Annotated in this window: 14 protein-coding genes; 9 read left to right on the top strand and 5 right to left on the bottom strand. The window is 65.5% G+C overall.

Annotated elements, in window-relative coordinates; genetic code table 11:
- Positions 1 to 13: 13 nt before the first annotated feature.
- Complete coding sequence (locus tag GSQ95_RS03795) at positions 14 to 1,063, top strand: spermidine/putrescine ABC transporter substrate-binding protein (RefSeq protein WP_158890149.1); 1,050 nt, start codon at positions 14 to 16, stop codon at positions 1,061 to 1,063.
- Positions 1,050 to 3,374, top strand: coding sequence for a bifunctional diguanylate cyclase/phosphodiesterase (locus GSQ95_RS03790; RefSeq protein WP_158890151.1), 2,325 nt, complete (start codon positions 1,050 to 1,052; stop codon positions 3,372 to 3,374). Before GSQ95_RS03795 ends, GSQ95_RS03790 begins: the two co-directional genes overlap by 14 nt.
- A gap of 51 nt (positions 3,375 to 3,425) precedes the next feature.
- On the opposite strand, the gene GSQ95_RS03785 is transcribed toward GSQ95_RS03790, so the two are convergent.
- The 4 genes from GSQ95_RS03785 to thiI all read right to left on the bottom strand — a co-directional run bounded on the left by GSQ95_RS03785 (position 3,426) and on the right by thiI (position 9,761).
- Positions 3,426 to 5,363 (bottom strand): autotransporter domain-containing SGNH/GDSL hydrolase family protein, encoded by a 1,938-nt coding sequence (locus tag GSQ95_RS03785; protein ID WP_158890153.1) that lies wholly within the window; start codon positions 5,361 to 5,363, stop codon positions 3,426 to 3,428.
- 434 nt (positions 5,364 to 5,797) lie between these two features.
- The gene (locus GSQ95_RS26390; RefSeq protein ID WP_256664470.1) at positions 5,798 to 6,040 is read right to left on the bottom strand and encodes a lysozyme inhibitor LprI family protein; all 243 of its coding nucleotides are present in this window, start codon (positions 6,038 to 6,040) and stop codon (positions 5,798 to 5,800) included.
- Positions 6,041 to 6,331: 291 nt separating this feature from the next.
- Entirely contained in the window at positions 6,332 to 8,149 is a 1,818-nt protein-coding gene (gene typA, locus GSQ95_RS03775) for a translational GTPase TypA (protein WP_133860504.1), read from the bottom strand.
- A 157-nt stretch (positions 8,150 to 8,306) separates the two neighbouring features.
- On the bottom strand, positions 8,307 to 9,761 hold the full coding sequence (gene thiI / locus GSQ95_RS03770; protein WP_158890155.1) for a tRNA uracil 4-sulfurtransferase ThiI: 1,455 nt from the start codon (positions 9,759 to 9,761) through the stop codon (positions 8,307 to 8,309).
- A gap of 385 nt (positions 9,762 to 10,146) precedes the next feature.
- Here thiI and glnA point away from each other — a divergent pair, with 385 nt between their 5' ends.
- The 5 genes from glnA (at position 10,147) to ntrC (ending at position 15,549) form a co-directional block, all read left to right on the top strand.
- The gene (gene glnA / locus GSQ95_RS03765) at positions 10,147 to 11,553 is read left to right on the top strand and encodes a glutamate--ammonia ligase (protein ID WP_017639449.1); all 1,407 of its coding nucleotides are present in this window, start codon (positions 10,147 to 10,149) and stop codon (positions 11,551 to 11,553) included.
- A 160-nt stretch (positions 11,554 to 11,713) separates the two neighbouring features.
- Positions 11,714 to 12,232: a DUF4124 domain-containing protein gene (locus tag GSQ95_RS03760; protein WP_158890157.1), complete on the top strand. Its 519-nt coding sequence runs from the start codon at positions 11,714 to 11,716 to the stop codon at positions 12,230 to 12,232.
- Positions 12,232 to 12,855, top strand: coding sequence for a DUF4124 domain-containing protein (locus GSQ95_RS03755; protein WP_158890159.1), 624 nt, complete (start codon positions 12,232 to 12,234; stop codon positions 12,853 to 12,855). Before GSQ95_RS03760 ends, GSQ95_RS03755 begins: the two co-directional genes overlap by 1 nt.
- A gap of 186 nt (positions 12,856 to 13,041) precedes the next feature.
- The gene (gene glnL / locus GSQ95_RS03750; protein ID WP_133860500.1) at positions 13,042 to 14,106 is read left to right on the top strand and encodes a nitrogen regulation protein NR(II); all 1,065 of its coding nucleotides are present in this window, start codon (positions 13,042 to 13,044) and stop codon (positions 14,104 to 14,106) included.
- A 12-nt stretch (positions 14,107 to 14,118) separates the two neighbouring features.
- Complete coding sequence (gene ntrC, locus GSQ95_RS03745) at positions 14,119 to 15,549, top strand: nitrogen regulation protein NR(I) (RefSeq protein WP_007161316.1); 1,431 nt, start codon at positions 14,119 to 14,121, stop codon at positions 15,547 to 15,549.
- Positions 15,550 to 16,114: 565 nt separating this feature from the next.
- Here the strand turns inward: ntrC and GSQ95_RS03740 are convergent.
- Positions 16,115 to 16,672, bottom strand: a complete 558-nt coding sequence (locus GSQ95_RS03740) for a hypothetical protein (RefSeq protein WP_158890161.1) — start codon at positions 16,670 to 16,672, stop codon at positions 16,115 to 16,117.
- 72 nt (positions 16,673 to 16,744) lie between these two features.
- Between GSQ95_RS03740 and GSQ95_RS03735 the strand changes: the two genes are divergently transcribed.
- Together GSQ95_RS03735 and GSQ95_RS03730 are read left to right on the top strand one after the other, a co-directional pair.
- Positions 16,745 to 17,212 (top strand): tRNA (cytidine(34)-2'-O)-methyltransferase, encoded by a 468-nt coding sequence (locus tag GSQ95_RS03735; protein WP_158890163.1) that lies wholly within the window; start codon positions 16,745 to 16,747, stop codon positions 17,210 to 17,212.
- A gap of 76 nt (positions 17,213 to 17,288) precedes the next feature.
- Entirely contained in the window at positions 17,289 to 19,637 is a 2,349-nt protein-coding gene (locus GSQ95_RS03730) for an FdhF/YdeP family oxidoreductase (protein WP_256664469.1), read from the top strand.
- The last annotated feature ends 109 nt before the right edge of the window (positions 19,638 to 19,746 follow it).

Here is a 19,746-nt window from a genome sequence, read left to right as displayed (position 1 = left end):
CCGAGTCGTCCGCATGCGCTACTGCCTCCCCCTTGTCTGCAGCCTGGTGCTTACCGGGCTGCCCGCGTCACCCGTGGCGGCTGCCGAGTCCTTGCGGCTCTATACCTGGGAAGGCTACTTCAGCGGCACCCTGCTGCAGCGCTGGGCCAAGGCCCATTCCAGCGTGCAGGAAATCCATTTCGACAGCAGTGACGTGCGCGACGCGACCCTGGCGCGCGGCGATGTCGATCTAGACCTGGTAGTGATCAACGAGGTCAGCGCCACCCGCCTCGGCCAGGACGGCCTGCTGACCCGCATCGACCCCCAGCGCCTGCCGCATCTGCGCGAGCTCGATCCACGCTGGCGCCAGAGTTGCGGCGACTATGCCGTGCCCTACGTCTGGGGCACCCTGGGTCTGCTCTATCGCAGCGATCGCCTGGCCCAGGCGCCCTCTTCCTGGCAGCCGCTGCTGCAGCCGGAGCCGGCCCTGCACGGCCATATCGCCATGCTCGAAGACCACGACGATCTGCTGGTACCGCCCCTGATCACCCTGGGCGCCGCCATCAACAGCGACGATCCCGAGCTGCTCCGACGCAGCTTCGCCCTGCTCAAGGCCCAGGCCCCGGCGGTGCTGACCTATCAGTACGTGGTCAGCGCCCTGCGCAATCCGGCCTACAGCGATCGCCTCGAACTGGCCCTGGGCTACAGCGGCGACCAGCACCTGCTCAATGCCGCGACCCCCGGACAGCCCTGGCGCTTCGTCACGCCCCGCGAAGGCAGCCTGCTATGGGTGGACTGCGTGGCCCTGCTCAGCAGCTCCCGGCACCAGGCGGCCGCCTGGCGCTTCATCGATTTCCTCAACGAGCCGCGCAACGCCGTGCTGGCGACCGAGGAACTGCACCTGGCGACCCCCAACGCCGGCGCCCTGCGCCTGCTGCCGGCAGACCTGCGCCAGGATCCCAGCCTGTTCCCCCCCGACGACGTGCTTGCCCGCAGCCAGGTCTTTCGTGAAGGTGCACCCGACACCTTCCAGACCCGGCAACGCATCGGCAGCGCTCTGGTAGGTCGCCATGACGCTCAATAGGCGCGCCCTGCTGCTGATCCTGCCGGTCGCCCTGCTCTGCAGCCTGACCCTGGTGGGGCTGGGCTACACGGTGCAGCGCGAGGCGGTGATCGGCCTCGAACGTTCGCGGCTCAACCACGACCTGGCGGCACTGGAAACCACCTATCGCGAGTACGATCACTTCAGCCGCAACCTGCTCTATGCCCTGTCCAACAGCGCCGCCCTGGGCAACTTCCTGCGGCAGACCGAGGTGCCCTATCGCAACGAGGCCCTGGGTACCCAGCTGCAACTGGCGGTGCGCCAGCTGGCCGGCGACGATGCACCCAGCCACATCTCCCTGGCGATCGCCCGCCCCGATCTCAGCCTGGCCTACTACTACGAGCGCAGCGGCGATCCCTTCGCCCAGCTGAGCGGTGTCCAGCGCCAGTTGCTCGCACGCCTGGCCCGGGAGCCGAACGGTCCGCTGGAACGGCGCGACTATCTGCTCGACGAGCAGGGACGTTCACTGCTGGTGGCGACCACCTCGCTACTGCCCAGCACCGCCGGGCCACCCCTGCCGGGGCAGCGCGGCCTGGCGATGACGCTGCAGCTGGCGGTCAGCCCGGACCGGATGGAGACCCTGCGCCGCAGCCTGGAACAGAGCTATGGCGCCCGCCTGGAATTCAGCCGGACACCGCTCACCCGCACCCGCGACTTCAGTGCCATCGAGCGGTTGGCGCCTGATCTCTATGTACGCCTGACCCCGGACCCGGGACGCCTGGACAAGGAATTGCGCCGCCTGGCGATCGCCTACTTCAGCGGCGGCCTGCTGGTGACCCTGGCCTGCATCCTGGTGCTGATCGTGCTGATCCGCCGCTACATCACCCAACCCATCGCCCGCCTGGACAGCCAGCTCACGGAGGTGCTGGAAGGCCAGCGCCAGGCGCTCGAAACCGGCGACGAACCCGGCGAGATCGGTCACCTGGGCGCCAACATGAAGCGCCTGCACGACAACAACCTGGCCATCCTGGCGCAATTGCGCACGGCCTTGCGCACCGACGTCCTCACCCAGATCGGCAACCGCCGCTATTTCCAGCTCATGGGCGAATCCTGGCTGGCGGGCAAGCCGGACGGTCGCCGTATCTCCCTGCTCTATTTCGGCCTGGACCATTTCAAGTCGGTGAACGACAGATTCAGCCACGAGGTAGGCGATGAACTGCTGCAGGCCGTGGCCCGGCAGACCCAGCAACAGCTCGAGGCCTATCAGGCCGGCAACGAGCTGGTGTTTACCCGCCTGGCGGGCGATGAATTTGCCATCCTGCTGCGCGGCCCGGCAGCGGCGACCGATGCCCTCGCCCTGGGCCAGCAGCTGCAGCAGAACTATGACAACGGCACCCTGGTGGGCGAACGTCGCTATGCGGTGACCCTGAGCATCGGCCTGGCGACTCCCGAGGCGCCGCTGGATCTGGCCGACCTGCTGGCCCAGGCCGACCTGGCCCTGGAGCGGGCGAAGAACGAAGGCGGCAATCGCCTGGTGCATTTCACCCCGGAACTGGCCGCGCGCCAGCGCCGCCAGGATCTGCTGGACGAGCACCTGCGGCGGATGAATCCGGACGAGGAATTCCACCTCGTCTACATGCCGGCGGTGGACAGCAACGGCCAGGTGCGCTCCGCCGAAACCCTGCTGCGCTGGAATTCGCCGCGCCTCGGCCCGGTGTCACCGGCGGAATTCATCCCCATCGCCGAACGCCAGGGGCACTTCCGCTGGATCGACCGCTGGGTCGTGGACCAAGCCTGCCGCGAGTATCCCGCGCTGCAAGAGGTGCTGGGCACCGACCTGGTGCTGTCCGTCAACCTGTCGTCCGCGCAACTGGATCAGGCCGACATCGTGCCCTACCTGCGCGAGCGGGTGCGCCACCACGGCGTCGATCCGGCCCACCTGGAACTGGAATTCACCGAGACCTTCGCTGCCGAGTTGAACGAGCGCACCCTGGGGCTGCTGCACGAATTGCGCGCCGAGGGCTTTCGCGTGGCCATCGACGATTTCGGCGTGGGCTACACCTCCATTCAGCAGGTCACCGACTATCCGGCCGACACCATCAAGTTCGACCGGCTCATCGTCGAGCGTCTCAGCCAACCCGGCAACCAGGCCAGCCTGGTTGCGCTCATCGCCTTCTGCCATGCCCGCGATGCCCAGGTCATTGCCGAGGGCGTGGACACCGAACTCAAGCAGCTCTGCCTGCAGCAGGCCGGGTGCGATCTCCTGCAGGGCTTTCTGGTGTGCCCGCCGCGGCGGCTGGACGAATTGCGCGACTGGCAGATTCAGCGGCTGGGCGATCCCAGCCGAGTCTAGCGGCACTGCCCACTGACATCATCGCAGTGAGCATTGCCCGGATCGCGGCGCTTAGAAGTCCAGCGACAGGCCCAGGCCCACGCCCTGCTGGTGGGTATCGCCCGCACCGGCATAGCTGTAGCCGCCGCGCAGGGTCAGCTCCGGCGTCAGCCGCTGGACCACGCCCAGACTCAGGCGGGTGCGGTCGCTGTCGGGCTGATAGCCGTCCAGGGTGTAGTCCAGGCCTGGCACGCTGTTCAGGAGCATGGTCACATCGCGAGTGCCGTCGGCGAATTCCCGCTCGCGGCCCAGATCGGCGAACAGCGCCGTAGCCGGTGCGAGTTGCCAGCGCCCCTGCAGACCCAGCCCCAGCCGCCGCGAGGTGCTCGACTGGTCGTCGAATTCCAGTGCCGTGGCGTCGTTGCCGCGCTCCCGGTAGCCATCCACCTGGACACGGGCATAGTCGGCGCTGAGATAGGGACTCAGGTGCCAGGGACTGCCGGCCGCTGCCAGGTCATAGCCCAGGCGCGCCGAGAGGGCGCGCAGATCGCCGTCGGTATCGCCCTGCTCGCTGCGGGTGGTCGGGCCGAGGGCGAAGCGCCGGCTCAGGTCGTCATAGTCCAGCCGCCCACCGGTGGCGGTGAGATCGCCCCAGAGGCGCTCGCCCTGGTACTGGGCGAAGGCGCTGAGCAGATAGCTGTTGAGACGATAGTCGGAATCGGCCGCACCGGGTTCCAGGTGTTGCCGCGCGACCCCGGCGGCAACACCAAGGCGCCATTCCTCGCTGAGTCGATAGCTACCGCCCAGGTCCAGGCTGTAGCCGTTGCCATCGCCGCCGGCGGTGCTGCGCTGGTCGTCGACGTCCAGGCGCCGCGCACTGGTATCCACATAGCCCTGCCAGCGCCCTACCGGCTGCCAGGCATGCCAGTCGCCCAGCCAGCGCTGGTGCAGGCCGTCCTGGTGCGCCCTGAGGGTGGACTGGGCCATCTCCGGCAGCAGGGTGACCTCCCAGGGTGCGGCCAGTAGCGAATAGGCGTAGTCGGCGATCAGCCGCTGGCCGGTGATGGTCGGGTGGACGCGATCGTTGAACAGCAGCTGGCTGGGGTCGGCCGCCGCCGCGCCCAGGCCATAGGTGGTATTGCGGGTGCAGCTGTCGCCGCTGAAGCAGGTGCCGGTCAGATTCTGCCCGCTGGCCAGGCCATAGCGCCCCGGCTCGGCCACCACCTCGGCCAGCAACTGGGGCACGTTGAGGCCGATGATCTCGGCGTCGATGCCGGCCAGGCGCGCCACCAGCGCCTGGTTGTAGACCCGGCTCAGGGCCGAGCTGGCCGCCTGTTGCGGCGAACCGGCCAGGGCCGGGGTCTGGCCGATGTCGGGCAGCAGCCAGACCACCATGTAGCGGGCGCCGGCCTGCTGCAGGGCAGCGACGCCGTCACCCAGGCGATTGGCCGCGGCTGCCGCGGTGGCCGGCGAGGTGACCAATCCCTGGAGGAAGTCGTTACCCCCGCCGCTGATGTAGAACAGGGTATTGGGATCCAGACTCAGACCCTGGCTGGCAAGTCCGGGCAGGTAGCCGTCCCGGCTGCGCAGGGTCAGGCCACCCACCGCCACCACCGAGCCGTTGCGAGCGGTGATGGAGTCGCGGATCTGCGCCGTGGTGTAGCCACCCGTGGCCCAGTTGTCGCCATCGCTCAGGCCGATCCGCTGATTGATCAGCGAGGTGGAGGCGTCCAGGGTACGGACATCGAAGCCCAGTTGCTGGCCGAGCAGCATCGAGGACACCGGTCCGGTCACCGCGCCGCTGGCCGGGCTGTAGCCCGGCCCGACACGGTTGGTGAATCTGAGGCTGGCACCATTGACCCCGGTGTCGGGAAACTGCCCGGCATCAAGCAGGCTGTCGCCGAACACGGTGAAGCCACTGTAGGGATTGGGAGCCGCCTGGGCGGTTGCCGCGAGCGCCGTGGCCAGGGCGATGGCCAGCGGCAGGCGTTGCCGGAGAAAAGATGTCATGCCTGCATCCTTGATTGTTGTTATCGGAGCACGCGTCAGGGCGTGTAGCCGCCACGCTAGACGGTTTTTGTGACGTTGTATCTGGGTGTGAACAAAAACCTGCAAGACGTTCATGCCGTCTGGACGGCACGCCAGACGGCTGTCGATAGTTCGACCAGGGCGGCCCGCCATGACTGGCGAGTCTGCTGCTAACCAGTGGTAGCGCTCATGGGGGCGACGACGCTGAGCGCCCACTCGAATAGTCCCCCTCTCTCTGGGAGAGGGTTGGGGTGAGGGTCCCTGGCCAGCGAACCCCCAGTGGAAAAGGCTAAGGCCGTTTTCCACGCTACGATTTTCTCCGGGCGACGACGCTGAGCGCCCGCTCGGATAGCCCCTCACCCTCTGGGAGAGGGTTGGGGTGAGGGAACGGCGAGATCCCTGTCCCGCCAGCTACCTCACTGCCCCAGCTTGCTCGCCTCGCAACCGGTGCTAGCGCACTCGCGCAGGCGTTCCTTGAGCACCTCCAGGCGGCTGTCGGTCAGGCTGACGGCGCAGTCCAGATTGACGAAGTAGCCATCGGCCTCCTCGCGGGCGCACTGGCTGTCGCGCTGCTTGATCCAGGCCAGCTGGCTTTGCTTGAGCACGGCCTGCTGAGCGGCCGGAAGCTGCTTGCGCAGCTCGCCATAGGTCTGGTTCAGCGACTTGTCGCTCTGGGCGAACAGGTTGCTGGCGCAATAGACGGTATCGAAGGCATTGCGCGGCGTGCCGCAACCGGCGGCCTGAGCCGTGGCGAAACCGAAATACCGGTCAGGGTGAAGGTGGCGACGAGGGTGGTCTTGAGCATGGCAGCATCCTGCAAGGAGGCCGTCCGGAGTGGCGCAGCCATGAGACCAAACCTAGCAGAGCCACTGGCTCCGCGCGTCGCACGCGCTGAAAAACAGCCAACAAAAAAGCGCCCGAAGGCGCTTTCCTGTACTACCCGGGCGGGATCAGACCTTGGAACGCTCGAAGCGCTTGCGGTCGTTCTCGTTCAGGTACTTCTTGCGCAGACGGATGGACTTCGGCGTCACTTCCACCAGCTCGTCGTCGGCGATGAATTCCAGCGCCTGCTCGAGGGTGAACTTGATCGGCGGCACCAGGGCGATGACTTCGTCCTTGCCCGAGGCGCGCATGTTGTCCAGCTTCTTGCCCTTGGTGGGGTTGAGCACCAGGTCGTTGTCACGGCTGTTGATGCCGCACAGCTGGCCTTCGTAGATCTCGTCGCCCGGCGCCAGGAACAGCTTGCCGCGGCTCTGCAGGGTTTCCAGCGAGTAGGTCAGGGCGGTACCGGTGGCCATGGACACCAGCACGCCATTCTGACGGTTGGTCACTTCGCCGGCCTTGATCGGGCCGTAGTGGCTGAAGGTCGAGGTCAGGATGCCGCTGCCCGAGGTCAGGGTCAGGAAGTTGTTACGGAAGCCGATCAGGCCACGCGCCGGGATGGTGTATTCCAGGCGGATACGGCCCTTGCCGTCGGGGATCATGTTGGTCAGATCGCCCTTGCGCAGACCCATCTGCTCCATCACCGAGCCCTGGTGCTGCTCTTCGATGTCGATGGAGACGTTCTCGTAGGGCTCCTGCTTCACGCCGTCCTTCTCGATGATCACCACTTCCGGACGGCCCACGGCCATCTCGAAGCCTTCGCGGCGCATGTTCTCGATCAGTACCGACAGGTGCAGCTCACCACGGCCGGAGACCTTGAACTTCTCGGCCGACTCGCCCGGCTCGACGCGCAGGGCCACGTTGTGCAGCAGTTCCTTCTCCAGCCGGTCCTTGATGTTGCGGCTGGTGACGAACTTGCCTTCACGACCGGCGAACGGCGAGTCGTTGACCTGGAAGGTCATGCTCACGGTGGGCTGGTCGACGGTCAGCGGCGGGCGGGCTTCGACGTTCTGCGGATCGCACAGGGTGTCGGAGATGAACAGCTCGTCCATGCCCGAGACGCAGACGATGTCGCCGGCTTCGGCTTCGGCCACTTCCACGCGCTGCAGGCCGGAATGGCCCATGATCTTGAGGATACGACCGTTGCGCTTGCTGCCGTCATCGCTGATGGCGACGACCGGGGTGTTGGCCTTGATGCGGCCACGGGCGATGCGGCCGATGCCGATCACGCCGAGGAAGCTGTTGTAGTCCAGCTGGGAGATCTGCATCTGGAAGGGACCTTCCAGGTCGACCTGGGGGGCCGGCACGTGGTCGACGATGGCCTGGAACAGGGCATCCATGTTGTCGTCCATCTTCTCGTGGTCCAGACCGGCGATGCCGTTCAGGGCGCTGGCGTAGACGATCGGGAAGTCCAGCTGCTCATCGGTGGCGCCGAGGTTGTCGAACAGGTCGAAGATCTGGTCGATGACCCAGTCCGGACGCGCGCCGGGACGGTCGATCTTGTTGACCACCACGATCGGACGCAGGCCGGCCTTGAAGGCCTTCTGGGTCACGAAGCGGGTCTGCGGCATGGGGCCGTCCTGGGCGTCGACCACCAGCAGCACGGAGTCGACCATGGACATCACGCGCTCCACCTCGCCACCGAAGTCGGCGTGGCCGGGGGTGTCGACGATGTTGATGTTGTAGTCGCCCCACTTCAGCGCGGTGTTCTTGGCCAGGATGGTGATGCCACGTTCCTTTTCCTGGTCGTTGCTGTCCATCACCCGCTCGTTTTCCGCTTCTTTGCGGTCCAGGGTGCCGGAAAGGCGCAGCAGCTTGTCGACGAGGGTGGTCTTGCCATGGTCGACGTGCGCGATGATGGCGATGTTGCGTAGATTCTCGATCACAGTGGTGTTCTCGGTATAGAAATGAAGGAGCTTCAGCCAGCAGGCTGACAGCCGGAGATTGCAAAGGCGCGAAACGCGGCCGACCGGTACGTGGCCGGAGGGCTAGAAGGGGTCGGGAGGGCGGTGGCGGATACTGCCACCCAGCAGGCCCGGCTGCTTAGGCCGGACGATAAACGCGCACATTGGCGTGCCCTTCGGTGAGCAGGTGATGGGCGTGCAGCCGGCTCATCACCCCGCGGTCGCAATAGAGAAGGTACTGGCGATTCTCGTCCAGTTCCTTGAAACGGCTGTTCAGCGCGAAGAACGGCAGGGTCTGCACCTCGATGCCGGGCAGCTCCAGCGGCAGGTCTTCCTGGGCGTCGGGATGGCGAATGTCCACCACGACCTGCCCGGGCAGCGGCTGGTCCACCTCTTCCACCTGCACGTCCTTGCCCAATTCCTCGATCACCTTGTCGACGGTGATGAAGCGCGTGCGTTCCAGGGCGGCGTCGAGCACCGCCGGGTCGAACTTGCCTTCCTCGTGCTCCACCCGCAGGGCCTTGGCCTTGGTGGTGGGATTCACCGAGATGATGCCGCAGTACTCGGGCATGTGCTTGGCGAAGTCGGCAGTGCCGATGCGCTGGGCGGTGTCGATGATGTCCTGCTTGTGGCTGGCCAGCAGCGGGCGCAGCACCAGGGTATCGGTGGCCTTGTCGATCACCGCCAGGTTGGTCAGGGTCTGGCTGGAGACCTGGGAGACGGCTTCGCCGGTCACCAGCGCCTCGATCTGCAGCTGCTCGGCGATGCGACTGGCAGCGCGCAGCATCATGCGCTTGAGGATCACGCCCATGTGGCTGTCGTCGCACTGGGTGAGGATCTGCCCTACCACTTCCTCGAAGGGCACGCTGATGAACAGCACGCGCTGGGAGCGGCCATACTTCTCCCAGAGATAGTGGGCCACTTCCATCACGCCCAGTTCGTGGGCGCGCCCGCCGAGATTGAAAAAGCAGAAATGGCTGACCATCCCGCGCCTCATCATCTGGTAGGCGGCCACGGTGGAGTCGAAACCACCGGACATCAGCACCAGCACCTGCTCTAGGGCGCCCAGCGGATAACCGCCCAGCCCTTCATGGTGCTCGTCGATGATGAACAGCCGCTGGTCACGGATCTCCAGGCGGACGTTCACCTCGGGATTCTTCAGGGCGATGCCGGCGCCGCCGCAGCGTTCGCGCAGGCCACCGCCGACATGGCGCTCGACGTCCATCGAGGAGAAGTCATGGCGACCGGCACGCTTGCAGCGCACCGAGAACATTTTGCCGTGCACCCGCTCGCCGAAGTGGCGTACGCACAACTCGAGAATCGCGTCGAAATCGCCCAGCGGATACTCGTGCACCTCGAGGAACTGGCCGATGCCAGGGGTGCAGGCCAGCCGCTGCTTCAGCTCCGCCAGCAGCCGCGGCTCGGCGAGCGCGGTCTCCAGGGTGATGTTGTCCCAGACCCCTTCCACGCGGACATCCGGATCCAGATCGCGCAGCACGACACGAATGTTCTTCACCAGCTGGCGAATGAAATTCTTGCGCACCGGGCGACTCTTGATGGTGATTTCCGGAAAGACCTTGATAATGAGCTTCATGAGCGGGAAACGGGGGGCGGGTAACGCGAAAGAAAAGGGCGAATATCATACCTGAAAACCATCACGCACTCGAATTCAGCCGACAAAATCACCTCAGGCGCCATTTGAGTGCAGTGATGAATTTTTAAGCACCAACTTGGTGCGTAGATACGTCACTAATTGGCCTGAAAACGGCACGACTGGCGTCAGGAAGGGCCTCCAGCCCATTTGAGGGCACTGGCATACAACTTGCTCTCTTGTGAGGCAGCCGCCCCTGGGCCAGCATAGGGCGCTTTTCGTGGAACGCCGGTCGCTGACCAGGCAGTACGGAAGCGCCCCTCAAGGGCACAGCTGATACCGGGAGTACCGCCAACCGCTCCCGGCCGAAATTCCTCTGGAGGAAACCATGTCGAAGGCTGTTCAACTGATCAAAGAAAACGACGTGAAGTGGGTAGACCTGCGCTTCACCGACACCAAAGGCAAGCAGCAACACGTCACCATGCCGGCGCGTGACGCGCTGGACGAAGACTTCTTCGCCCACGGCAAGATGTTCGACGGCTCCTCCATCGCCGGCTGGAAAGGCATCGAAGCCTCCGACATGATCCTGCTGCCCGACGACAGCACTGCCGTTCTGGATCCCTTCACCGAAGAGCCGACCCTGATCCTGGTCTGCGACATCATCGAACCCTCCACCATGCAGCCCTATGAGCGCGACCCCCGTGGTATCGCCCGCGCTGCCGAGGAATACTTGAAGTCCACCGGCATCGGCGACACCGTGTTCGTCGGCCCGGAGCCCGAGTTCTTCATCTTCGACGAAGTGAAGTTCAAGTCGGACATCTCCGGCTCCATGTTCAAGATCTTCTCCGAGCAGGCCTCCTGGAACACCGATGCCGACTTCGAGTCCGGCAACAAGGGCCACCGTCCGGGCGTCAAGGGCGGCTACTTCCCGGTTCCGCCGGTCGATCACGACCACGAAATCCGTACCGCCATGTGCAACGCCCTGGAAGAGATGGGCCTGGTCGTGGAAGTCCACCACCACGAAGTGGCGACCGCTGGCCAGAACGAGATCGGTGTGCAGTTCAACACCCTGGTCAAGAAGGCTGACGAGACCCAGACCCTGAAGTACGTCGTGCACAACGTGGCCGATGCCTACGGCAAGACCGCCACCTTCATGCCCAAGCCCCTGTACGGCGACAACGGCTCCGGCATGCACGTGCACATGTCCATCTCCAAGGATGGCAAGAACACCTTCGCTGGCGAAGGCTATGCCGGCCTGTCCGATACCGCCCTGTACTTCATCGGCGGCATCATCAAGCACGGCAAGGCGCTGAACGGCTTCACCAACCCGTCCACCAACAGCTACAAGCGTCTGGTGCCCGGCTTCGAAGCTCCGGTCATGCTGGCCTACTCGGCCCGTAACCGCTCCGCCTCCATCCGTATCCCCTATGTGTCGAGCCCGAAAGCCCGCCGCATCGAAGCCCGCTTCCCGGATCCGGCTGCCAACCCCTACCTGTGCTTCGCCGCCCTGCTGATGGCCGGCCTGGACGGTATCCAGAACAAGATCCACCCCGGCGATGCCGCCGACAAGAACCTGTACGATCTGCCGCCGGAAGAAGGCAAGAAGATCCCGCAGGTCTGCGGCAGCCTGAAGGAAGCCCTGGAAGCCCTGGACGCCGGTCGCGCGTTCCTGACCAAGGGCGGCGTCTTCACCGACGAGTTCATCGATGCCTACATCGAGCTGAAGTCCGAGGAAGAGATCAAGGTGCGTACCTTCGTGCACCCGCTGGAATACGACCTGTACTACAGCGTCTGATCCCGCTGCGGTAATTGAAAGAGGCCTCCTTCGGGAGGCCTTTTCTTTTGCCCTGGGAAATTCGCCGCGACCGACGCCAGCGCGGAGCGGCCGAGCTGCCTACCTGCCCAGGCGACGCGCCTGCTACCCTTGATCTCCATCGCCCGGCCGAGATTCCGCCATGCCTCGCCTGCTTGCCTGCTGTCTGCTCTGCCTCGCCTGCTCCGCCCAGGCCGCGATCTACAAGTCGGTGGATGCCGAAGGCAACACGGTATTCAGCGACCAGCCCTCGGCCAATGCCAAGCCGGTGCAGGTGGCGCCCACCAACACCGTGGACAATCCACGACCGGCGCCGCCCATCCCCAGTGCGCCTGCGGCGGCGACCCCTGCCGGCCCGGCCTTCAGCCGTCTGGAAGTCAATGTGCCTGACGATGAGGCCATCCGCGCCAACAACGGCACCTTCTCGGTGGGGGTAGCCGTGGAACCGGCCCTGGGCCCGGGGCAGTCGCTGCAATTGCTGGTGGACGGTGCGCCCTATGGCAGCCCCGGCCAGAGCACCCGCTTCGGCGTGGCCAATCTGGAGCGCGGCGAGCACCGCTTCGCGGCTCAGGTGCTCTCCGGCAACGGCGAGGTGATCCAGACCAGTGCCGAGAAGACCGTGACCGTGCAGCGCATCAGCGTCAACAGCCCGGCCCGCTGATGCGTCCGCTGCTGATCCTGCTGCTGCTCTGCCTGCTGCCGCCTGTCCAGGCGGCGGTCTACAGCTATGTCGACAAGGAAGGCAATCGGGTCTACACCGACCAGCCCCCCAAGGGCGTCAAGGCGACCCAGGTGCCGCTCACGGTGCCCAACAACCTCAACCAGCAAGGCCAGCCGACCCGCAAGCTGAGTCCGACACCCGCCGCCCCGGTGGCCAGGCCCGCCAAGACAGCGCCCTTCCGCTACCAGATGCTGCGCATCCTGGTACCCGAGCCCGATGCCACGGTGATCGATCAGGAAGGGCAGCTCATCGTCAGCCTGGTCAGCGAGCCGGCGTTGCAGCCGGGGCACAGCTACCGGCTGCTGCTGGACGACAAGGAAGCCGGTGCCGGGCACAGTCCGATATTTCCCCTGGGCAACCTGGATCGCGGCACCCACAGCCTGGTGGCGGAGATCCTCGCCGCCGATGGCAAGGTGCTGGAGCGGACGCCAGCGCAGCCCTTCCACCTGCGCCGCCCCTCCCTGGAGCAGAAGCGCCTGGCCCATCCCTGCGGCGACAAGGATTGGGGCAAGCGCCCGGAATGCCCACTGGACCTGAAACCACCCGAACCCAGGAAATCCTGACTACCCTTCCTCTAGCGCACCTATTTGGTGCGCTTTTTCATTGTGCACCATCTTGATACAAATATGGTTTCGTTCCGCCCGTCGCGCGGCGGCTGTTAGTGCACGTTACAGCCATCTGCCCTAACTCGGGGCGTCTTGGTTTGCTTCTTGCATTTTCCTATCGTCCCTATAGCGCTGTGGCCCCTCATGCCTACCGACGTCATCCACCGACTCCTGCTCGACAACCTCACCACCGCGGTCATCCTGCTCGATGCGGAGTTGCGCCTGGAGTACATGAATCCGGCGGCCGAGATGCTACTGGCCATCAGCGGCCAGCGCAGCCATGGCCAGTTCATCAGCGAGCTGTTCACCGAATCGCCCGAAGCCCTGCAGGCACTGCGTCAGGCGGTGGACCATGCCCACCCCTTCACCAAGCGCGAGGCGCTGCTGATCTCCACCTCGGGCAACAGCCTCACGGTGGACTATGCGGTGACCCCGATCCTGGATCGCCACAACACCCTGCTGCTGCTGGAAGTCCATCCGCGCGACCGCCTGCTGCGCATCACCAAGGAAGAGGCGCAGATCTCCAAGCAGGAGACCACCAAGCTGCTGGTGCGCGGCCTGGCCCACGAGATCAAGAATCCCCTCGGCGGCATCCGCGGCGCGGCCCAGCTGCTGGCGCGCGAGTTGCCGGAAGAGGCGCTCAAGGACTACACCAACGTCATCATCGAGGAAGCCGACCGGCTGCGAAATCTGGTCGATCGCATGCTCGGCTCCAACAAGCTGCCGAAGCTCGCCATCACCAACGTCCACGAGGTGCTCGAACGGGTCTGCAGCCTGGTGGAAGCGGAAAGTCAGGGCCTGATCAACCTGGTGCGCGACTACGATCCGAGCATTCCCGACCTGCTGATCGACCGCGAGCAGATGATCCAGGCGGTGCTCAACATCGTGCGCAACGCCATGCAGGCCATCTCCCAGCAGAACGAACTGCGCCTGGGCCGGGTGACCCTGAGAACCCGCACCCTGCGCCAGTTCACCATCGGCCACCACCGCCATCGCCTGGTGTGCAAGGTGGAGATCACCGACAACGGTCCGGGCATCCCCCAGGATCTGCAGGAAACCATCTTCTATCCCATGGTCAGCGGTCGCCCCGACGGCACCGGCCTCGGGCTCGCCATCACCCAGAACATCATCACCCAGCACCAGGGGCTGATTGAGTGTGAAAGCCATCCTGGCCACACCGCCTTCAGCATCTTCCTGCCGTTGGAATAACGAGGAGTACGCATGAGCCGTCAGGAGACCGTCTGGATCGTCGACGACGACCGTTCCATCCGCTGGGTCCTGGAAAAAGCCCTGCAACAGGAGGGCATGACCACCGTTGCCTTCGACAGCGCCGACAGCGTCATGACCCGTCTCGGCCGCCAGCAGCCGGACGTGGTGATCTCGGACATCCGCATGCCGGGGACCAGTGGCCTGGACCTGCTGTCGCGCATCCGCGAGATGCACCCACGCCTGCCGGTCATCATCATGACCGCCCATTCCGACCTGGACAGTGCCGTGGCCTCCTACCAGGGCGGCGCCTTCGAATACCTGCCCAAGCCCTTCGACGTCGACGAGGCCGTGGCCCTGGTCAAGCGCGCCGGGCAGCACGCCCAGGAGCAGCAGGGCTTCGCTGAACCGGCGCACCTAACCCGCACCCCCGAGATCATCGGCGAGGCGCCGGCGATGCAGGAGGTGTTCCGCGCCATCGGTCGCCTCTCGCACTCCAACATCACGGTGCTGATCAACGGCGAATCCGGTACCGGCAAGGAGCTGGTCGCCCACGCCCTGCACCGCCACAGTCCGCGCGCCGCGGCACCCTTCATCGCCCTGAACATGGCCGCCATCCCCAAGGACCTGATGGAGTCCGAGCTGTTCGGCCACGAGAAAGGCGCCTTCACCGGCGCCGCCGCCCAGCGTCGCGGCCGCTTCGAGCAGGCCGACGGCGGCACCCTGTTCCTCGACGAGATCGGCGACATGCCGGCCGACACCCAGACCCGCCTGCTGCGCGTACTGGCCGATGGCGAGTTCTATCGCGTCGGCGGCCATACTCCGGTCAAGGTGGACGTGCGCATCATCGCCGCCACCCACCAGAACCTCGAAGGCCTGGTGCGCGAGGGCAAGTTCCGCGAAGACCTGTTCCATCGCCTCAATGTCATCCGCATCCATATCCCGCGCCTGGCCGATCGCCGCGAGGACATCCCCGCCCTCGCCCGCCACTTCCTCGCCCGCGCCGCTCAGGAGCTGGCCGTGGAGCCCAAGACCCTGCGCGGCGAGACCGAGGAGTACATGAAGGGCCTGCCCTGGCAGGGCAACGTGCGCCAGCTGGAGAACACCTGCCGCTGGATCACGGTGATGGCCTCCAGCCGCGAGGTGCTGATCGACGACCTGCCGCCGGAGCTGCTCAACCAGCCCCAGGACGCCGCCCCCGCCGCCAACTGGGAGCAGGCGCTGCGCCAGTGGGCCGACCAGGCCCTCACCCGCGGTCAGTCCAGCCTGCTGGACAACGCCGTGCCGGCCTTCGAGCGCATCATGATCGAGACCGCCCTCAAGCACACCGCCGGCCGCCGCCGCGATGCCGCCGTCCTGCTGGGCTGGGGTCGCAACACCCTGACCCGCAAGATCAAGGAGCTGGGCATGAAGGTGGACGGGCCGGATGAGGAGGGGGAGGACTAGTCGTTGTAGGTTGGGCTGAGCGATAGCGAAGCCCAACACCCGGCTGCCCCAGCTGGTTATCGTGCTCTGCTGGTACCTCTTGTTTCGCCCACCCGGGCGACTCACTTTTTTCAGTCGCGACTGGCAAAAGTGACTCGCCCGAGGGGGCGAAAATAAAACGATCAGCAAACTGCGATAATCAGCTGAGGCAGCCTTAAGCCCGAACCCGAGACGTTTGGGCTTCGCTAACGCTCAACCCAGGTAACAAAGCCCCCTAAAACACCCAAACCAAAACTTGGCACACCTCCTGCAATATCCTAGGTAACTACCCTTTTGGGGACCTCGGTACAGGCAGGCTGGGGAATCCCCTCTTTTCTTCCCGAGGCCATCACTCAGTGTGATGGCCTCTTTTTTTCGTCTGCGAAAAGCTGAAACCTCCAGGCTAGAGCGCTTTTCACCCCACGGCCAAGCCCATGGGCTTGGCCGTGGGCTTGGCCGTGGCAGACGAAGCACCAAGGCAACCCAGCGCCACATCCCGTTCCGCCCTGGTGCAAACCAGCGGCCCTTTGCCTGATAACGGGGCATTTCAGGGGGTCAGCGGGACCTCGACGTGGAGCACCCAGTCCTCGCCTTCCTCGACGATACGATCACTGGCCTGCAGGGCGCCGCCGACGCCTACCAGCAAAATCTTCAGGTCCTGTCCGTCCTGGCGCACCGCCCAGGAAAAGCTGCCACCCGGTCGCACCACCCGGCCCTGGCGGTCGCCACCATCCCAGCGGGCGCGGGGCAGGCGCAGGCTGAGGGCGCCGTCGGGGCGATAGCGTTCGTAGAACAGCGAGCGATCGGCGGTGATCAGCAATTCGAAGCGGCCGGCTTCCTGGCGACTGTCCACCCCCAGGATGACCGGGCGGCGAGCCTCGGACGACCAGGGATCGGGATGAGTACGCTGGTACACCAGTTGGCCAATGATCATGCCGAACAGCCCGGCGCCCAGGGCCGCCGAGGCCAGCCAGAGGGTCAGGCGCTGGCGCTGACCCCGCCATTCGGCCTTGAGCAGGTCGGGATCCTCCACCCGCGCCAGCTCGTCCCGGCGGGCGCGCTGTTCGCGCAACAGCCAGTCGACCAGCCGGCGCCAGAGGTTCATCGCCCTACCCCGCTCGCGACGGCGCGACGGCGGCGCAGTACCATAGGCGCTTTGCCAGGCGCCCTGCCCTTCATGTTCGACATCATCCTCTACCAACCGGAAATTCCGCCCAATACCGGCAACGTCATTCGCCTGTGCGCTATCACCGGCTGCCGCCTGCATCTGATCGAGCCGCTGGGCTTCGCGCTGGACGACAAGAAATTGCGCCGCGCCGGCTTGGACTACCACGAGTGGTCCAGCGTGCGGACCCATGCCAGCCTCGCGGCCTGTATAGCAGATTTGCAGCCACCCCGACTGCTGGCCTTCACCACCAAGGCCAGCCATCCCTTCACCGAGATCACCTATGCGCCGGGCGACGCCCTGCTGTTCGGCCCGGAAAGTCGCGGCCTGCCGGCCGAGGTGCTGGAGTCCCTGCCGCCCGAACAGCGGCTGCGCCTGCCCATGCTGCCCAATCGCCGCAGCCTTAATCTGTCCAACACCGTGGCCGTGGCGGTCTACGAAGGCTGGCGGCAACTAGGCTTCGCCGCACCGCCGGGCTGACTGCCAGAACCTTCCCGCCAGACGCGCCGTCCCATGACCTACAGGCACATCGCCAGACCGTCACACGAGGCGCACCATGAGCAAGATCGGCAAACCCAAGGTTGAACGCTACGATGCGCCCTCCGGTGGCTGGGGCTCGGCGCGCTCGGTGACCGAGATCGTCCTGCGTGAACGGGTGCCGCTCAAGTCCGGCGCCCTGCTGGCCAGGCAGAACAAGCACGGCGGCTTCGCCTGCGTGAGTTGCGCCTGGGCCAAGCCCGGCAAGCCTCATCCGCTGGAATTCTGCGAGAACGGCGCCAAGGCCACCGCCTGGGAGGTCACCAGCAAGAGATGCGGACCGGAATTCTTTGCCGGCCATTCCCTCACCGAACTGCGCGGCTGGCGCGACTATGACCTGGAAGAGGTCGGACGCCTGACCCACCCCCTGCGCTACGACGCTGCCAGCGACCGTTATCGGCCGGTGAGCTGGGCCGAGGCCTTCGCCGACATCGGTGCCGAGCTCAAGGCACTGGATCCGGACTCGGTGATCTTCTACGCCTCGGGTCGCGCCGCGCTGGAGACCTCCTACCTCTATCAGCTCTATGCCCGCCTGTACGGCACCAACAACCTGCCGGACAGTTCCAACATGTGCCACGAGAGCACCTCGGTGGCCCTGCCCAAGAGCATCGGCGTGACCGTGGGCACCGTGACCCTCGACGACTTCGATCAGACCGACTGCCTGCTGTTCTTTGGTCAGAATCCGGGCAGCAACAGCCCGCGGATGCTGCATGACCTGCAGGAAGCACGCAAACGCGGCGCGCCCATCATCACCTTCAACCCCCTGCGCGAACGCGGCCTGGAAACCTTCGTCAATCCGCAATCGCCGGTGGAGATGCTGACCGACCATCCCACCCAGATCAGCACCCAGTACCATCAGCTCAAGCCGGGTGGCGACCTCGCGGCCCTTACCGGCATGTGCAAGGCGCTGCTGACCGCCGATGACCAGGCCCGTGAACAGGGCCAGGCCGCGGTGCTCGACCATGCCTTCATCGCCGAGCACTGCCATGGCTTCGCCGACTTCTGTGAATGGCTGCAACGCCAGGAGTGGCCGCAGCTGGAGCGCCAGTCGGGTCTTACCCGCAGCGCGCTGGAAGCGGCCGCCGCCGTCTATGCCCGCTGCCAGAAGGTCATCGGTATCTATGGCATGGGGCTGACCCAGCATCGCTACGGGGTGGAAACCATCCAGATGCTGGCCAACCTGCTGCTGCTGCGCGGTAACCTCGGCAAGCCTGGTGCCGGTATCTGTCCGGTCAGGGGGCATTCCAATGTCCAGGGCCAGCGCACCGTGGGTATCACCGAGAAACCGGAACTGGCGCCGCTGAAGCAGCTGGGCGAGCGTTTCGGCTTTGCCCCGCCGCAAGACAAGGGCCGCAACACCGTGGAAGCCTGCGAGGGCATCCTTGACGGCTCGGTAAAGGCCTTCATCGGTCTGGGTGGCAACTTCCTGCGCGCCATTCCCGAGACCAGCCTGATGGAACCGGCCTGGCGCACCCTGCGCCTGTCGGTACAGATCGCCACCAAGCTCAATCGCAATCATCTGGTGCCGGCGGACAAAGCCTATCTGCTGCCCTGCCTGGGGCGGACCGAGATCGATCGCCAGAACGAGGTGGAACAGGCCCATAGCACCGAGGACAGCACCGGCTGCATCCACGGCTGGCGCGGCGCGGCCGAGCCGCCCGAGGGCGAGTTGCTGTCCGAGCCAGCCATCGTCGCCGGGCTGGCCAAGGCTACCCTGCCGGACAACCCCAGGGTCACCTGGGATGCCTGGGTGGCCGACTATGCCCTGATCCGCGACGAGATCGCCCTCTCCTTCCCGGAGATCTTCCACGGCTTCAATGCGCGGATGTGGGAGGTAGGCGGCTTCCATCGCCCGCTGCCCGCAGCCAAGCGCGAATGGAAGACCGAAACCGGCAAGGCCAATCTCATCGTGCCACGCAGCCTGGAAGAGGATCCGGACATGCCCGCGAGTGGGCGGGACGTCCTGACCCTGATGACGCTGCGCAGCAACGACCAGTTCAACACCACCATCTACGGCTATCACGATCGTTTCCGCGGCGTGAAGGGCACCCGGGCGGTGCTCTTCATGAATCGCAACGACATCGAACGCCTGGGTCTGGCCGAAGGCGACAAGGTGCAGGTGTCGACGGTGGCCGACGATGGCGTACGCCGCGAAGTGGGACCGCTGCGGGTCACGCCCTACAACATCCCGGAAGGCGCCTGTGGCGGCTACTACCCTGAATGCAATGCCCTGATCCCGCTCTGGCACCATGCCGAAGGCAGCAAGGTACCGGCGGCCAAGGCCATTCCGGTACGTCTGAACAAGCTGATCGCGGCGAACGACGGCGGCTTTCCAGTGGAGCCGGAGGGCTATGGGGCGCAGTATTAGGTCCTGCTGGAGTCTCACCTGAACGAGACCATGGCCTGCTGTTGGGCTTCGCTGCGCTCAGCCCAACCTACGATGAGCTTTCGTAGGTTGGGCTGAGACAGCTCCATCG

The organism is Pseudomonas sp. BAV 4579 (assembly GCF_009765395.1).
GTDB classification, from domain to species: domain Bacteria; phylum Pseudomonadota; class Gammaproteobacteria; order Pseudomonadales; family Pseudomonadaceae; genus Chryseomonas; species Chryseomonas aestiva.
The sequence above is the reverse complement of the archived record's forward strand: the minus strand, read 5'-3'. Positions and strand labels throughout refer to the sequence as shown.

What these genes read in the sequence shown, in the direction of transcription:
- GSQ95_RS03795 (WP_158890149.1), top strand. Translation starts at nt 14, where the DNA reads ATGCGCTACTGCCTCCCCCTTGTCTGCAGCCTGGTGCTTACCGGGCTG.
- GSQ95_RS03790 (WP_158890151.1), top strand. Translation starts at nt 1,050, where the DNA reads ATGACGCTCAATAGGCGCGCCCTGCTGCTGATCCTGCCGGTCGCCCTG.
- GSQ95_RS03785 (WP_158890153.1), bottom strand. Translation starts at nt 5,363, where the DNA reads ATGACATCTTTTCTCCGGCAACGCCTGCCGCTGGCCATCGCCCTGGCC.
- thiI (WP_158890155.1), bottom strand. Translation starts at nt 9,761, where the DNA reads ATGAAGCTCATTATCAAGGTCTTTCCGGAAATCACCATCAAGAGTCGC.
- glnA (WP_017639449.1), top strand. Translation starts at nt 10,147, where the DNA reads ATGTCGAAGGCTGTTCAACTGATCAAAGAAAACGACGTGAAGTGGGTA.
- GSQ95_RS03760 (WP_158890157.1), top strand. Translation starts at nt 11,714, where the DNA reads ATGCCTCGCCTGCTTGCCTGCTGTCTGCTCTGCCTCGCCTGCTCCGCC.
- GSQ95_RS03755 (WP_158890159.1), top strand. Translation starts at nt 12,232, where the DNA reads ATGCGTCCGCTGCTGATCCTGCTGCTGCTCTGCCTGCTGCCGCCTGTC.
- glnL (WP_133860500.1), top strand. Translation starts at nt 13,042, where the DNA reads ATGCCTACCGACGTCATCCACCGACTCCTGCTCGACAACCTCACCACC.
- ntrC (WP_007161316.1), top strand. Translation starts at nt 14,119, where the DNA reads ATGAGCCGTCAGGAGACCGTCTGGATCGTCGACGACGACCGTTCCATC.
- GSQ95_RS03740 (WP_158890161.1), bottom strand. Translation starts at nt 16,672, where the DNA reads ATGAACCTCTGGCGCCGGCTGGTCGACTGGCTGTTGCGCGAACAGCGC.
- GSQ95_RS03735 (WP_158890163.1), top strand. Translation starts at nt 16,745, where the DNA reads ATGTTCGACATCATCCTCTACCAACCGGAAATTCCGCCCAATACCGGC.
- GSQ95_RS03730 (WP_256664469.1), top strand. Translation starts at nt 17,289, where the DNA reads ATGAGCAAGATCGGCAAACCCAAGGTTGAACGCTACGATGCGCCCTCC.